This is a genomic window from Photorhabdus heterorhabditis, from assembly GCF_001280945.1.
Classification (GTDB): domain Bacteria; phylum Pseudomonadota; class Gammaproteobacteria; order Enterobacterales; family Enterobacteriaceae; genus Photorhabdus; species Photorhabdus heterorhabditis.
This window is the reverse complement of the sequence record NZ_LJCS01000043.1, coordinates 22,298-37,703: the sequence shown is the minus strand read 5'-3', so window position 1 is coordinate 37,703 and position 15,406 is coordinate 22,298. Positions and strand designations below refer to the sequence as shown.

Sequence of the window (15,406 nt, the reverse complement as noted above, 5' to 3'; positions counted from 1 at the left end):
AGATGTCGTTGAACACATTCTGCATTGGTCTATATGGAGGCGAAGGCACCAGTACCGTGCTCAGCAGTGTCACTACCGGCGCAGAGGCGGGAGCCCACCCTCAGGATAAGTACGGCTGTAGTACTAGTCCGGTATCTGAATAATCCTGTTTATGATGGTTGGGTAAAGTACCTGACAATTTAATGATAGATCATGATATCGACGCTTGTTGATGACACGTCGATATTTTCTGGTTTTCTCGACCCACAGTTTCCATATGTCGATATCATCGACATATCGTTAACACGTGTCGAAATTTACTGAGTTTTTTCTTTGCTATTGTTTCTAATTGTTTGATGCTCTTCTCTGGTGATGGCAAATCCTCTGCATCGTTCCGCCTAATTCTCGGATCGCTTTCCCTTCAAACCTTTCATGCTCTGACAGTAAAAAAACCAGATATAACAATGTATATCTGGCTTTATGATTTTCTCTGAGATGCTAAGGAACGTCGAATCTGTTCATTGAGTATCAGGCTTAAACCAGCATGAATGCTGGATTGGTGTTATTCAATATTTTCTAGGGGTACACCCTTGGGTACACGCTAAATCGGAGTGTACCTCTGAATTGATAAAAATGTGTACAACTATGAAAATCATATATTAGCGATGTGATTACTTTTTGAGTTTTTTCTTTGCTATCGTTTCTAATTGTTTGATGCTTTTCTCTGGTGATGGTAAATCCTCTGGCATTGTTCCACCCAACTCTTGAATTGTATCCCTTACTTTTTTTCCAACGTCAAAATGAGTCTGGTTTGCTTGTATTTTGCTTTTTACGTTATCTCGTCTCAGCTTTTCTTCGGCTTGGGTTGCTCTAAACAAGTTAGCAGCAAGCTCCGTTGACCCCATGTGATCTAATATCCGTTGTGATTTTTTTAATCCCTTTCGCTGGTGGATTGCTTTCTGGTCTAGTCCACCGTATAAACCTTGATAGCCATGATTTTGGAAAATGGCAAAATCAATATTTGTTTCTACGCCTGCTCTCTGTGCTGTTTCAACTAACTGCTTGTTGTGCTCTTTTAGCTCATTGCGTAGGAATAGCCGCTTTTCATCTTCTCGAAGTCGTTTAAATGCCTCATCATCTGCTAGCTCTTGCCGTCTAGTTTGAATAGCAAAATATGTCTGTCCTGCTGCTATAACTGGTTTACTCGGATCACCATTTTGTACAACGAGGTAACAGGCATAACGGGATAGTTTTATATCCTTTAATTTTCTTTGTGCTCCTGAGCCAATATTGACCATATCGAGGATATCCTCGAAATGGTCTTCAATGTTGTGTCCGCTATGGGTGCAGGCTTCTTTAGCTCGTTTTAAAACAGGTGTGAAGTGACGATACTCAGAATATTCAAGAAGTTTAGAAAGCTCTCTAGCCGACCAGAATTCGATACCAGTCTCATCAATTCTTTTTATTTCTTCAAATGGTTGGTGATGCTGCTCCATGTATCGAACCTCTCATGTTTGTTCGTGGTATAGATTGATAATACGGATAGCTTACTCTTAACATAATTCAAATACTGTTATGCCATCCAAGAATAACCCTCTCCATTATTTTGTTACTGCCTCCGTTTCACACGAAATGATAGCAACCGAAAAATATTTTTCACCTGACTGGCTCACCTCTTAAAGAGGACTGGTTACTTTGCGTATATCAATAAGAGTTGTACAAATAGGCTACCAGATTAAATCGGGTAGGCTGATACATCAGCTAAAATTTCAGCCGATGACTGACAAACCAAAGTGTGATTTCACATTTTTGATGTAACCCATTGATTTATCCTCTGACCGTCACTTTGGCCTCACGGTATCACTATCTAGCGTCTTGGTGCTGGTTTCGTCCATTGATAGGTCGGTGCGGTCATTCTGCGTCGGTGGCGCTCTTTAGCCTGTAATGTCTGCGAGACTCCCGTTCTAATTGCCAGCCTATCCCGTCCAGTGAGTGATTGCCCCTGCTGGTTAATTCCATCATAACAGCCTCTATCGTCTCACGGTTTAACATAGCTTCCCTTTAAGGTGTTGTGATTATCTCTATACCTTGCCTGTACAGTACGCATTATAAACCGTTCCGGTGCGTACCTGCTTGCGTACCACCAGCTTAAAATCTAATCTGTATAACACTGTTATACGCTGATATAATGAGCATACATTGAATTGGTAAGGATTATTATCATGAGTAAATCTAATCTCATTGCCTTTCGCCTGCCTGCTGAACTTCAAGCCCTATTTAATGACGCTGTATCGACTTCTGGCAGCGATAAATCATCGTGGATAGTCTCAGCTATCAAAGAGAAGTTAAACCGTCCAGAAAGCAATCCTGACACTCGTATGTTATCGCTGGTGGAACGGCTAGAATCGGCTGCGGCTTCCCTGATTGTGGGTAAGGCTGATATTCCACCTCATGCCTATAATGAACCGGCTATTGTTGCTGTGGTGAATCAGGTGCTTTCTGAGGGCATTGATAACGGTCGTGTTATTGCTGAACGGATTAATGAGGCGGGTTATCAGACTAAAGCGGGTAAAGCGTGGGATAAAGATATTTACTCAGCATGGAAGCGTCACAAAGATATTGCCGGAAAGCTCGACTTATAGTCGAATTACGTTATCAATTGTTATCATCCCCTTAAGAAATCTTAAGATTCAGCCACCAGCAACATGTTAGGAAGTGTTAGGATTTTTCGTTTTTATGGACTCTAAAAATCATCATTCCCTAACATGTCCTTTAATCATCAAAGTTCACGCTGTAGCTTCTCTAGAATCGCCTGTCTGGCTAATACATCAGTAAAAACTTTCGGATTGAACCCATTGGCGATTTCATCAATAAACGCTTTCGGGAAAGTGTGAAATATCGTTTTTCCGTCCCTAATCTCTCGATAGCCTGCAATATTGTTTACTCGGTCGCTGCCTGTAACATAGGGGGGCATAGCAAAGCGGCTAAAGGCATAAGCATTTAAAAAGCCCTCAGCCTGTTCCACTATCTGCTCAATCTCTTTGTTGCCTGTACCGAATTCCGCCAGCCACACGTTAAATACAGCCTGTACCGTATCGCGGCAATCTTGCTCACTCCAGCCAGTCACAATACGACCCACCAGCAATGCTGCTTCAATAGCGGCAAAGCGATCACTCGCGCGGTGAACCTGCTCACCGTAGCTGGACGGGATTAACTTACCCCAGCGTTTTTGTGCGGTGGTATAGGCTTCCATAGCCTCGGTTTTATGGTGAGAAAGATATTCAATCCAATAGCGCCCTGCTGCGCCATAGTTAGCCCTACAGTTGATCTTTATCGTGTCAGCGTGCTCTTTCCCTGTCTCGCAATCGTGTAGCTCTGTGGCGCGTTCTATCGGAATATTGAGCAAGCGCACTAACTGACCAGCGTTTATTTTTACGCCTGAATTTAATAGAAATGTCTCAATGTCTTTTTCACCCGTACTAATGGCCACAGTTCGCCAGCTTTCCAGAGGTCGGTTGCCGCCGTCTTTTGCACCCTGTATCTTTCCTTTGCCATTAAATAGCGTGTAAGCAGACTTATAGACGTGTTTCGGGTCTGCCCCTTGTCCGACTTCATCAAGGTATAAAAGCCCGTCATTGTGTGCTACAGCCTCGTTAGCAATACCGTAAGCTGTGCCGTACCATGTCAAACGTTGTAAGTCGGGGTTGCCGTAGAGACTGACTGCCATGTCTGCGGTGGTGCTTTTCCTTGCTGTAGATTGTGCATAGATATGAATGCCGAAACTATCTGCCTGAGTGATCCCCGTCATTGGTGCGGCTAATGCTGCCCCTATAGCAAACATCATGAAGATATTGCCGTTAGCCAGTCTAGCAACGTTATTCCGCCAGCTATCAATTGTGCCGCTTACCTGATACGCGGTAGCGGTTGCGCTCTGACCATTGAATAAAATAGGCTGCTCAGGATCGCCGATAATCGAACCGTCCGGCATGATGTATGCGCCTTTATGCCAGCCTGATTTATGGGTAACACTCCATGTTTTTAAGTGCCTGTGAGTATTCAGCCAGTCCGATAACGTATTCCTCATTGCTGGTTTAGCAGTCACATTAACGCCCGATTTTTTGAGCGCCCGCCAACCCTCACGCTCTCCTACATCATCGTTGGGTAAAGCTTTTGTTTTGCCATTATCGTATTCAATGATGAGATAGTGCTCATCTAACTCATTAACGCCCCTAGCAATAGGTTTCATCGGGTCTGATAGCCATTGTTCCGCATTGATAACTTCGCCGCTGTCTTTGTCTACCTTTGGCGTAACGTAGTAAATTCCATGTTTACGCACATCAATAAAGGACTTTAACGGATCTCGCTCTTTCTCCCTGCGTTCGTCCAGATTAATGACCATCGATTTTGATACTGCCATTTTCTCCCCCACCTGATACAACCCTTCACTAAATGTTTGCCTTGCTGCCTCAATGCCGTACTGCTGGCGATAATCGTCCCAATCGGCTTTATCTTCTGCTGGTGGTAATACGACTATCCCGTTAATGGCTTTGGCGGCTTTCTCTGCTGCGAGTCTGCCCGTGTTCGGCTCATCGGGTTTAATGTCGTTATCAGCCGCAATGATGATATTGGCTTTCAGGTGCTTGCTTCTCATCACCTCAGCAACATCAATCAGGTTCCCAGCGTCAATGGCTGCCACGGTCAGCGCATCAGGCCGGATTAAATGACACGTTAAAGCGGTCGCCAGTCCCTCAGCGATAACCACCTCTGAGACGTTCTCAGGCGCATTAATCGGGTAGTAGCTGCCTTTTTTGGTGCTGTCGGTTAGTAGTCGTTTATCTCCGCTCGGCTTGATAGTCTGTGCGCCTGTCACTGTGCCACCAGCATTCACTAATGGGAGCAATAACGAACCGTCCACCAGCAATGGCATAGGGAAGCCGTGTAACCCTTTGTTATTCAGATAGGCAGATTCGCCCTGCTGAACCTGAGATAAAAGGCGGTTATATCGCTCAGTAAAGCGCATTGGCTTGGTTTTGTGCCTGCTGTGCCCTGCGTTGCGCCTGTTGCGTTTTAATCTCATTGCTGTTGTAGGCTGGTGGATTATTTGAACGGGTATCAATTCCAATAATATTGGCGACCTCTTGAGCGGCTTCGGTCACACTTACCTTTAATACTCGCTGAACTAAATTAAGGCCATCACCTGCGCCACACTGGTTACAAATGAATGTGCCGTTACCGTCCTTATCATCAAAGCGGAACCGGTCTTTACCACCGCAAGCAGGGCAAGCGGTATGCTGGTTTAGGGGCAATTCTGCCCCGATGTTAGATAGTATGCTTTGCCATATTTCACGCCCGTAGCCTGTCAGGTAGCCATTGACTACGCATTTCTCCATTAGGTTAATAGCGATGACTTCCCATGCTGGATAGTTCTGCTGGAGTGCTTCCAGTGCGTAACTATCCACCAGCTCACGAATGCCTTTTACCCCATCGACAATAGCGACATTGATTTCTGTTTTTCCGACCTGCATCGTGAAGTGATCGCCGCCGTTACGGGTCGTTACATCGTGATAGATGGCCGCTGCAAATTCGTTAGCCAGCGCACTGAGGCGAAAGTTTTTAGTGATGAGTGTCATATATCCCCCTTAGTGTGCTGTTGGTGTGGCGTCATCTAGCGCGCCATTGGCAACATCGAGCGTAAAGGCTTCGTGTAGGTTATCCATCACCTCAACGCCCATCGGTGACAGCTTTAAAAGGCCGTTATCGTCCAGCATGCCGCTGTACATTAAGATGGCGTTCTCTGTGCCTTGCACCTTACCGAACCGCTCAAGCATTGCGCCCTCGATATTGTTTGCCATTGCAAAGCGTTCACAGTCCATCAGTAGCGGCAATACCACGCCATGATTGCGGTAGTAGGGCATTTTGTTCTTCGCTGTGGTTTCCATGATGTAAAGCGTTGCGACCAGCCAGCGGAAAGCGAGTAAATCGTTCTTTCTATCACCTCGTGCATGGTCTAAATATTCTGCAATCAGGCGCATCCCTAGCACTTTTTCATTATCCCATTCACCAGCGTTGGCACGGGTGGGAATGTCCACCAGCGGTATCAGGTCAATATGCTCAAATACCCCGCTCTCGTTGCGTCTCATGGCATTGACTTCTGCCCCGATAACCTCAGTGTGATATTTGCTCATTGCCCTGCCTCCATAGCTTCATTCAGCGAGGTTTTAATCTCAGTGACGCACAGTAACGCCACGCTAATCATATTCAGCGTGTCTTTCTCTCCCCCAAGTTCGAGCTAGTTCGATAACATCGATTCCAATTGGTCAGCCCTCATCATGGGTGTTTCCAGTGATGTCTGTAACAGGAGCTTGATTGCATCCTTGTTCATGCTGCTACCCCCTGAACGGGTACGCGACCGGCAAATAGCAGGATATAGTCACAGGCAAGCATCAGGCGGGCACTGTGCTCATGCGGTGCTGTGGCTTCGATACGGCAAGGTTTAGCGGTGGCATCTGAACGTTTGATGCTCAAAAATACGAATTTGAAATGTGTTGGGGCTGGGATAGTCATCATGACGATGATCTCCTTTAGTTTTTCTAAGGAGTCACCGCTTGAGTTTCCACGCTCAATAGGGGCGGTGACACTAACAGAGGTGGAAATACTGGTACTAAAGGAAACCAGCCTACCTTTCGGTAGCTCTGCTAGCATCACCATTGAATACATGTAGGCTAATAATGCCTTAGACGATAGGTGCTGTGATGCTGCGACATAAAAAAAGACGCTTGGCGCGTCATGTGTCGCCTTTAGTATATTCAGGTTTCCACGCCTGACACCAGATTTTGCTGGTGCGTCATCAATATAGCCAATGTTTGATGACAAAGTAAAGAGACAGTGATCACTATTTTTGTGATGGCTATATCCTCGCGTAGTGATGCCAATAAAATCTTGCCGTGTATCAGCGAAATATTTCGCTGGTGGGTGTGCGAAAATATTCTCATACCCATCGGCTGAAACTTTAGCCGATGACTGAGCGATAAATTTCGCTGAGTAGTGCTGAGCAAGATATTTTGTCGAGGTCATTGATTCAGTGACCACGGATCTAGCCAGTAGGGAATTACTCACTTGGAAGGCATTCATTAATTTGCCTCCACGCGCTGTGCTAACCATTTTTGAGATAGTCCGGTCAGCTTGTCCTTACGGGCGTGATAGTCCATACCTAACTCAATCAGCGTGGTATTGGTCTGTTCTAGAGAAGAAAGATGCTCAAGCTGTAGCTCACTCATCGCATCACGAGGCTCACCGATAACACCATGCTGTTTCGCCCACTGTTTAGCTGTCAGGCCAGCCAGAACAATACGGTTCAGCATATTTGATTCATTGGTGTAATGGCGTGGTAGTGTCGTTTTACCCTGTTCTATACGTGCCAGTTCCAATGCTGAACACATGGGCTTAAAGTAGTTCGCTACTTTCAGGCGTGATTTAAGCTCATTTCGTAGCTGTTTGGTCAATGCTGGGGCGACTTTGTGTAGTGCTTCCTCACACTTAATAAAGTACTGGCGAATCAATCGACCTTGTTCGGTACGTTCAACCATGCCAAGTTCTTTAGCCATATTCAGAGATAGGAAATAATCTTTACTGCGTCTGTCACCCCCTCGCCTCGATTTCCATTGTTCACTTTCTGCGCTTTGGTTCCCCCGTTTCGGGGAATCAAAGGTGAAAAAATCAACATCCTTAATAAAGCTATATTCAGCAATACGCCCATCAATCCAGGTCGAAAAATCACGCCCCACCCCTAATGCCTCATGTAATGATTTCGCACTTACACTATTTACTAATTGCCCGTTAATATTGCTTTGAATAATGGGCAGCATCTCAGCAAAAGATAATTCGTTAATATCGTTCTGGCTGTTTTCAGAGTGAGCGAAGCCCTGACCAATTAAGGCCGCATTTTTATTTGTCATGTTTTTTACTCCGTTATTCGGTAGGGTACAGAGATAAAATTAATTCAGCTTGTGATTCAGATACGCCCTCATATCCACCAGCCTTAGCGCGTTTATTAATGAGGCTCACAATCTTCTGTGCGTCCTGCTGGTGGCGAATACGATAGCGGTATTGGCTACCTATTCCATCAGGGTTAGGCTCGTCTATGCGCTCTAGGGTGATGCCTAGCTTGCGCTCTAATTCGGTTGCATAGTTACGAAATGATGACAGGCGGCAATATTTCAAGCCGTCATTTTCGGTAAAACCATTTACACCAGTTCCAGCAATATAAATAAAGCTGCGCTGTTTCTTTGGCGTCCGTTTGGTTATAATGGTGGGGCAATTTTCAATATGTGAAATATTTAAGCCGCCACCACAAGGGCGGTTTTTTTCATCTTATGCCACCTCTCGTTGTGCTTTTTTAGACTCCACCCATGCACGTATCTCTGCTGCGTCAAAGACAGAAAAACCCTCCTCAAGCTCAAAGGGTAATGGTAGTTTTCCGGCTTTAATCCAACGGTTAAGGGTTGCGTCCGATATGCCTAAAAAGTCGGCTGTATGACGTTTACGAGCGTTTTCGCTGGTGGGATAAGGGGTATTGCTTCTAGTACGTGGGTTGCGTTTGCGCTGGTATTCCATGATTTGCCTAGCTCCTCTCTGTTGGTCACTAGGCATAGTTAAGCGTAATAAGCTGGATAAAAAAACAGGGGTGAGGCGTCAAACATATGTTTGATGTAATCAAACATCAATTAAAAACTATCCATTCTTACACCCCAAATCGTCCAAATATTGGCTAATGATATTCCTAAGATTTAAATCATCTTTTATTGGTAGCTCTCTGTCATCAAACAAAGTGGCTGCGTGATAGTCTAGACACCTTGCAATTCTGGATATTATTAATTTTCCATCTGTTGATCTATAGCTTGTATTCTCATCATGTTGGTTATGAGGGTATAAGGCAAATAATCTAATAATGGCCTTGTGTATTTTTAGCCTATTTTCACGGGCTTTTATTTGTGTGTGATGTTCTTTAATCACGTGAGATTGGTTTTTTTCTTCACTCATTAATATAGGAACCTCACTGCCTATATTTGAATAAATTTTATTTATCTGGGTTTTGGTAATATATAGATCATCTATTGTTAAGGTAACAATAGGTGTTATTCTTTCTTTTGCTAGACCATGATTTTCATACAAATGTTCTGTTAATGGGGCAACAAAAAACACATCATCTTTCTCTGGATGAAATTCGTAATCAGCTTCTTTTAGAGTAAAATCAAGGGCGTTAAGTGATATTTCTCCCTTTATTGGTAATTCACTAAAAATACTCCATTCTGTTAATCCGGTAATAGCCCATAAACCAAACAAAAAAACTAACGGTCTACGTAGTCCTGGTGAGTCTGTATGCTCATAGAAGTAACTATCTGCAATTTTTCCATTCAAAAAATCTATTGAGTGAGTGAATTTAGGGGTGAATCGACTTACCCCTCCTTCCCTGATTGGCGGATTAAAGCCCAAAAGCACGCTTAAACTACCCTCACAAAAATTTTCCCATTCTGATTTTTCGCGGTATTTCATCGGTGAATAAAGTGCAGATTCAAACCCCTGCGTTTTGATACATAGCTCCATTTTTCGCAAGCATAGGGCAAGCAGTATCTTAAAGCTGATTTCATTCTGGCGGCTGATCGTTGACGTTCTAAACGCCCTCAGTACGTTGATTAATTCTTCCCTGGTCAGCCATCTATCGCGTGATACTTCCTTCCCACCAGCATCAGCAACCTCAAATGCTGAATAGGGATTTACATCAATGAGCTGACGCCTAATACCGTAATCAAATATGCGCCTCACCCATCGCAAGACATCGGTCGCTATAGTCGGTGCGCCTCTGTCTACTATCCCTTTGAGCATGTCATCAATATGACGGGGCTTCACGTCCTCCAGCTTCATATTGCCGATGCGAGGGTTAATGTCTTTATCTATTCGTCTACGGAGTATGTCGGGGTGTTTCCAGAGCGGTAGTATCTGGCGCTCAAAATATTCAGCCGCTAAGTCTGATACCTTTATAGCATTCTTTTCAGCATCAATCTTTGCTAGTGCTTCGGCCTTGCGTTCCTGTTTCTCCATAGCGACGTCATAACCCAAAGAAACACGCGCTGATAGTTCTCTAGTCAGTTCTCGTGCTTTGGCTAGCGATAGGTCAATGTATGAGCCTAAGATTATCACTCTGGGCTTTCCTGCGAACTTATATCTAAAACGTCATATAGGGTGCTTAAAGGTTTTTCGATAGCATAGATACAGCCCGTTACCGTCCGCTTTCCCTTCGAATCGCTCGCCTGACTTTATCCATGCCCTGATCTCTTTATCTGTGAGTTTAGGCATTATGCAATCTCCAATGTAAAAAATAGCCGTGTACCACTAAATGGGTTGCAATATCGCTGGTGGTACACGATAATCATGCGCTACTGTGATTCGCTCTGCAATGCCATGATAGTAAAAAAGCCAGATATAACAAATATATACTGGCTTGATGATTTGTTGTGAATCGCTATGAAACGTTACTCAATGTTTTGAATCTGCTCTCTCATCTGCTCAATTAGCACCTTCAATTCAATTGCGGAATTAGTGATATCGGCATTGATGGATTTGGATGCGAGTGTGTTAGATTCGCGGTTGAATTCCTGCATCATAAAATCCAGACGGCGGCCAACGGCCTCTTTTTTCTTCAGGATATTGCGGGTTTCTTTGACGTGAGCGTCCAGGCGATCCAATTCTTCTGCTACATCAAGGCGTTGAGCTAGCAGAACTAACTCCTGTTCGAGACGATTATTTTCAAGCTGTACCTGAGCTTCTTCCAGTTTGGTATGCAGGCGTTCCCGTTGCCATTGTATAATTTCAGGCATTTGCTGGCGAACTTTGCTGACTTCTTCGGTGACCGCATCCAGACGTTGTTCAATCATTGTCTTAAGTGCGGTACCTTCGGTTTCGCGGCTTTGAATAAAGGCATCCAGTGTTGTATCCAATTCTTTCAACAGTTGGGTACTGATAGTATCCAGATCTTGCTCTTCCGCAGCCATAACGCCTGGCCAGCGCAGAATATCAACAGGATTGATTTCACCTTCATGACTCTGTTGTTTGACCCAATTTGCCGCATTCACCAATTGTTTTGCCAAGGTTTCATTTAAGATGAGTTCTCCCTGAGCGTGTGAGTCCAGTTCAAAACGTAGGTTACACTCAACTTTTCCGCGAGTCAGACGGGAACGAATACGCTCACGGATCACTGGTTCTAAACTTCTGAATTGTTCTGGTAGGCGGATATAAGTCTCTAAATAACGCTGATTAACGGAACGCAGTTCCCAAGCGGCATTTCCCCATTCACTTTTGATATCTCGCCGTGCGAAAGCAGTCATACTACGAATCATGATTCGTTCCCATTTAAACAAAAGATTAAGGGATTATAACGCTCGTCGTAGATGTAGGATAGGCATTAGACCCGTTAGGCCGTATAATGCGCCCCCAATAATGATTTAACAACGGAGATAACACTATGCGTCCAGCAGGAAGAGCGGCAGAGCAAGTGCGTCCTATCACTATAACTCGTCATTACACTAAACACGCGGAAGGCTCGGTTCTGGTGGAGTTTGGAGATACCAAGGTGTTATGTAATGCATCCGTTGAAGAAGGTGTTCCCCGTTTCTTGAAAGGTCAAGGACAGGGTTGGGTTACGGCTGAGTATGGTATGTTACCGCGCTCTACCCATAGCCGAAATGCTCGTGAAGCAGCGAGAGGCAAACAGGGAGGACGTACGATGGAAATCCAGCGTCTAATTGCCCGTTCACTGCGTGCCGCTATTGATCTGAAAAAATTGGGTGAATATACCATTACTCTGGATTGTGATGTCATTCAGGCTGATGGTGGTACCCGTACCGCTTCTATTACTGGTGCTTGTGTAGCTCTGGTTGATGCGCTGAATAAAATGGTTGAAGCAGGCAAATTGAAAGAGAATCCGCTGAAATCAATGGTTGCTGCGGTTTCTGTTGGTATTGTGGATAGTGAAAGTCGTTGCGATTTGGAATATGTGGAAGATTCAGCGGCTGAAACTGATATGAACGTTGTGATGATGGAAGATGGTCGGATGATTGAAGTGCAAGGCACTGCGGAAGGCGAGCCATTTAGTCATGATGAGTTACTATCTTTATTGTCCCTTGCTAAAGGGGGGCTAGAGACCATTTTTGCCGCGCAGAGAACTGCGTTAAAATAATTCAGTTGATCAAGGCGACGTAATAGTCGCCTTTTTTGTGCCTGTTGTATGGCGGATAATTAGAGCTAAGTAGAGAGGAGAGACACCAATGAAAGCCTATCAGCGCGAATTTATCGAGCTTGCGCTAAAAAAACAGGTATTAAAGTTTGGGGAATTTACCCTGAAATCAGGACGAAAAAGCCCGTATTTCTTTAATGCCGGGCTGTTTAATACCGGGCGTGATTTGGCGTTAATCGGGCGTTTTTATGCGGCAGCATTGTTGGATAGTGGTATTCAATGTGATTTGTTGTTCGGACCTGCTTACAAAGGTATCCCAATCGCAACAACAACGGCGGTTGCACTGGCAGAGCATCATGATATTGATATGCCATATTGTTTTAACCGTAAGGAAGCTAAAAATCATGGTGAAGGTGGGACTTTAGTCGGTAGTCCGCTTAAAGGCAATGTCGTATTGGTTGATGATGTTATTACTGCGGGCACTGCTATCCGTGAATCTATGGAAATTATTAAGCAGCATAGTGCGACGCTTGCCGGTGTGATGATTTGTCTTGATCGTCAGGAACGTGGGAATGGTGAAATTTCGGCAATTCAGGAAGTTGAAAGAGATTACAGCTGCAAAGTGTCTTCCATTATTACCTTGAATGATTTGATTCATTATTTAGGGGGTCAACCAGAAATGAAAGCGCATTTGGATGCAGTGGAAGCATATCGTGAGCAGTATGGTATTTGATAGTCAGTTTTAAAAAAAGCCCTCGCCCAATAGCGGGCGGGGTGAGTAGTAGAATAAATCATTGTAACTGAGCCCGTAATAATGGCCAGCGCGCTTCAAATTCCTGTGTTGGACGATAGTGGAATTCTGAGCGGACAAAGCGTGATAGCATCCCTTCACAAAATGCCAGTAATTGGGAGGCTAACAGCGACTCATCATAACTGAAACCTTGCCCATCACGTAATTTTTTCTCTTTCAAAACCTGACGGAGCTGTACTTCAATTCGTTCAAATAATTGATTTATGCGCTCTTGCAGCCGGTTTTGTTCAAACATCAGAGCATGGCCTGTCATGATACGAGTCAGCCCCGGGTTTTTTTCTGAGAAGCCTAGAATCAAGGCTAATATCAGGCGAATACGAGCAATGGTATCTTTCTCGTCTTGCAGAATCAGGTTAATCCGTGAAATTAATGAGTTTTCGATAAACTCAATCAGACTGTCAAACATCTGGGTTTTACTGGGAAAATGCCGGTAGAGTGCGGCTTCGGAAACACCTACATTGGCGGCCAGTTTAGCGGTGGTTATCCGATGGCTACCATCACGGGACTGTAACATATGCGCTAAAGCCTGCAAGATTTCCTCGCGCCTGTTTCTTTTCTTCATATTTTCGTTTTCTGCCATATCGGATAAGACCCCTGCTAAGAACAGCAAAACAAATCAGCAATCCTTTGCTCAAATATCATTGAGCAAAGGATATGATAATGGGTGAACGGTATTAGGTTTTACAGAGAGTTATTGGCGCCCGGAATGACCAAAACCACCGCAGCCTCTCTCACTGGCTGCAAAATCTTCTACCAAATTGAATTCAGCCTGAACGACAGGTACAAAAACCATCTGAGCGATACGTTCGCCCGGTTCGACAGTAAAAGTTTTATCACCACGGTTCCAGACCGAAACCATCAGTTGGCCTTGATAATCGGAATCAATCAAGCCAACCAGATTACCCAAAACGACGCCATGTTTATGTCCAAGGCCAGAACGAGGCAGAATAACGGCTGCCAGTTGCTCATCACCAATATGAATGGCAAGCCCGGTCGGAAGAAGTTCAGTTTGTCCAGGTGCCAGTTCTACTGCTTTATCAAGGCAAGCCCGCAAGTCTAAACCGGCGGAACCCGGGGTGGCATAAGTTGGCAGGGGAAATTCCTTTCCGATACGTGGGTCAAGGATTTTAACGTCGATTTTTTTCATCATAGCGTCTGACTATCTCGTCTAATAAATGGTGGCTGAGTAATAATTTATTACTATGAGGTAAGCGGATTTCTCCCTCATGCCAGAACAAATGTAATGCATTAGTATCGCTGTTAAAGCCGTGGCCAGTAAGGGATACATCATTCGCACAAATTAGATCCAAATGTTTTTGGTTCAGTTTTTTGCGTGCGTATTCTTCCACATTCTGGGTTTCTGCTGCAAATCCTACTACAAAAGGACGGTTTTCTTGCATTGTTGCCACATTAGCAACAATATCTGGGTTTTTAATCAAGGTGAAAGTGACCTCATCACCCTGTTTTTTAATTTTTTCTGTAGCAATTTGTTTAGCGCGGTAATCTGCAACGGCAGCACAACCAATAAAGATGTGCTGTGAACCGGCTACTATCTGTGCTTGTTCATTCATTTCTAAGGCACTGGTTACGTCGATTCGCTTGACACCCGGTGGTGTTGGTAAATGAACCGGGCCTGTGATCAGCGTGACTTCCGCACCGCGTGTCGCGGCAGCTTGGGCGATAGCAAATCCCATTTTGCCGGAGCTGTGATTACTGATAAAGCGGACTGGGTCCAGCGCTTCACGAGTTGGTCCAGCGGTAATAGCAAGTTTTAGGTGAGCTAAATCTTGGCTTGCTTGAAAATGTTGTTCGGCCAGTTCGACAATTGCCATTGGGTCCAGCATCCTACCTGGGCCAACGTCACCACAAGCTTGGTTGCCATTGTCGGGACCCCACAGGAGAACTCCCCGTTCTTCAAGAATTTTGAGATTATGTTGTGTTGCTTGGGCACGAAACATTTGCTGATTCATCGCAGGAACCGCAGCAATGGGGGCTGAGGAAGCCAGACAGACAGTTGTTAACAGATCATTAGCCATACCAGCCACCAAGCGCGCGAGCAAATCCGCAGTAGCAGGGGCAAGGATAATAAGTTCAGCCCATTTGCCAAGTTCAATGTGCCCCATAGCGGCTTCTGCTGCTGGGTCTAATAGGTCGTCAGAAATGGGGTAACCGGAAACTGCCTGCAATGTCAGTGGGGTAATAAATGCTTCTGCTGCCGGTGTCATCACTACACGTACCTGCGCACCGCGATCACGCAAACGGCGTATTAACTCGGGAGTTTTGTAAGCGGCGATCCCTCCGCTGATACCGAGCACAATCTGTTTGCCGGAAAGTCCTGCCATCATGATTGTCCGAATATAAGTTGAAAGGGTTTTGGATTTTATCAC

The 15,406-nt window shown here is 44.8% G+C and carries 15 protein-coding genes and 2 pseudogenes; 3 read left to right on the top strand and 14 right to left on the bottom strand.

Features of this window, described 5'->3' with window-relative positions:
- Positions 1-650: 650 nt before the first annotated feature.
- Together dinD and AM629_RS22325 are read right to left on the bottom strand one after the other, a co-directional pair.
- Positions 651-1,475 carry a DNA damage-inducible protein D gene (dinD, locus tag AM629_RS14500; protein ID WP_054479993.1) on the bottom strand — a complete coding sequence of 275 codons (825 nt, stop codon included), beginning with the start codon at positions 1,473-1,475 and terminating at the stop codon, positions 651-653.
- A gap of 371 nt (positions 1,476-1,846) precedes the next feature.
- A pseudogene (locus tag AM629_RS22325) lies at positions 1,847-2,031 on the bottom strand (hypothetical protein).
- 170 nt (positions 2,032-2,201) lie between these two features.
- Here AM629_RS22325 and AM629_RS14495 point away from each other — a divergent pair.
- Complete coding sequence (locus AM629_RS14495; protein ID WP_054479992.1) at positions 2,202-2,621, top strand: hypothetical protein; 420 nt, start codon at positions 2,202-2,204, stop codon at positions 2,619-2,621.
- 137 nt (positions 2,622-2,758) lie between these two features.
- Here AM629_RS14495 and AM629_RS14490 read toward each other — a convergent pair whose 3' ends face one another.
- The 9 genes and pseudogenes from AM629_RS14490 to AM629_RS14450 all read right to left on the bottom strand — a co-directional run bounded on the left by AM629_RS14490 (position 2,759) and on the right by AM629_RS14450 (position 11,372).
- On the bottom strand, positions 2,759-5,056 hold the full coding sequence (locus AM629_RS14490; protein ID WP_167338263.1) for a DUF927 domain-containing protein: 2,298 nt from the start codon (positions 5,054-5,056) through the stop codon (positions 2,759-2,761).
- On the bottom strand, positions 4,986-5,609 hold the full coding sequence (locus AM629_RS24670; RefSeq protein WP_235525488.1) for a primase-helicase zinc-binding domain-containing protein: 624 nt from the start codon (positions 5,607-5,609) through the stop codon (positions 4,986-4,988). Before AM629_RS24670 ends, AM629_RS14490 begins: the two co-directional genes overlap by 71 nt.
- 9 nt (positions 5,610-5,618) lie before the next feature.
- Positions 5,619-6,164 carry a DUF5375 family protein gene (locus AM629_RS14480; protein WP_054479990.1) on the bottom strand — a complete coding sequence of 182 codons (546 nt, stop codon included), beginning with the start codon at positions 6,162-6,164 and terminating at the stop codon, positions 5,619-5,621.
- A gap of 193 nt (positions 6,165-6,357) precedes the next feature.
- Entirely contained in the window at positions 6,358-7,110 is a 753-nt protein-coding gene (locus AM629_RS14475) for a host cell division inhibitor Icd-like protein (protein ID WP_235525487.1), read from the bottom strand.
- Entirely contained in the window at positions 7,110-7,934 is an 825-nt protein-coding gene (locus AM629_RS14470) for an antA/AntB antirepressor family protein (protein WP_054479989.1), read from the bottom strand. Before AM629_RS14470 ends, AM629_RS14475 begins: the two co-directional genes overlap by 1 nt.
- Positions 7,935-7,947: 13 nt before the next feature.
- A complete protein-coding gene (locus tag AM629_RS24665) occupies positions 7,948-8,313 on the bottom strand; it encodes a PM1773 family protein (protein ID WP_054479988.1) in 366 nt (121 codons plus the stop codon).
- 36 nt (positions 8,314-8,349) lie between these two features.
- Positions 8,350-8,628 (bottom strand): helix-turn-helix transcriptional regulator, encoded by a 279-nt coding sequence (locus AM629_RS14460; protein WP_338049395.1) that lies wholly within the window; start codon positions 8,626-8,628, stop codon positions 8,350-8,352.
- A gap of 942 nt (positions 8,629-9,570) precedes the next feature.
- A pseudogene (locus AM629_RS14455) lies at positions 9,571-10,332 on the bottom strand (tyrosine-type recombinase/integrase); the annotation flags it as partial.
- Between the two features lie 176 nt (positions 10,333-10,508).
- Entirely contained in the window at positions 10,509-11,372 is an 864-nt protein-coding gene (locus AM629_RS14450; protein WP_054479986.1) for a YicC/YloC family endoribonuclease, read from the bottom strand.
- 125 nt (positions 11,373-11,497) lie between these two features.
- Here AM629_RS14450 and rph point away from each other — a divergent pair, with 125 nt between their 5' ends.
- The gene (gene rph / locus AM629_RS14445; protein ID WP_054479985.1) at positions 11,498-12,211 is read left to right on the top strand and encodes a ribonuclease PH; all 714 of its coding nucleotides are present in this window, start codon (positions 11,498-11,500) and stop codon (positions 12,209-12,211) included.
- Between the two features lie 88 nt (positions 12,212-12,299).
- Positions 12,300-12,941: an orotate phosphoribosyltransferase gene (gene pyrE, locus AM629_RS14440; RefSeq protein ID WP_054479984.1), complete on the top strand. Its 642-nt coding sequence runs from the start codon at positions 12,300-12,302 to the stop codon at positions 12,939-12,941.
- Positions 12,942-12,999: 58 nt separating this feature from the next.
- On the opposite strand, the gene slmA is transcribed toward pyrE, so the two are convergent.
- The 3 genes from slmA to coaBC all read right to left on the bottom strand — a co-directional run bounded on the left by slmA (position 13,000) and on the right by coaBC (position 15,364).
- A complete protein-coding gene (slmA, locus tag AM629_RS14435; RefSeq protein WP_054479983.1) occupies positions 13,000-13,599 on the bottom strand; it encodes a nucleoid occlusion factor SlmA in 600 nt (199 codons plus the stop codon).
- Between the two features lie 111 nt (positions 13,600-13,710).
- Positions 13,711-14,169, bottom strand: coding sequence for a dUTP diphosphatase (gene dut / locus AM629_RS14430; protein ID WP_054479982.1), 459 nt, complete (start codon positions 14,167-14,169; stop codon positions 13,711-13,713).
- On the bottom strand, positions 14,147-15,364 hold the full coding sequence (gene coaBC / locus AM629_RS14425; RefSeq protein WP_054479981.1) for a bifunctional phosphopantothenoylcysteine decarboxylase/phosphopantothenate--cysteine ligase CoaBC: 1,218 nt from the start codon (positions 15,362-15,364) through the stop codon (positions 14,147-14,149). Before coaBC ends, dut begins: the two co-directional genes overlap by 23 nt.
- Positions 15,365-15,406 lie beyond the last annotated feature (42 nt).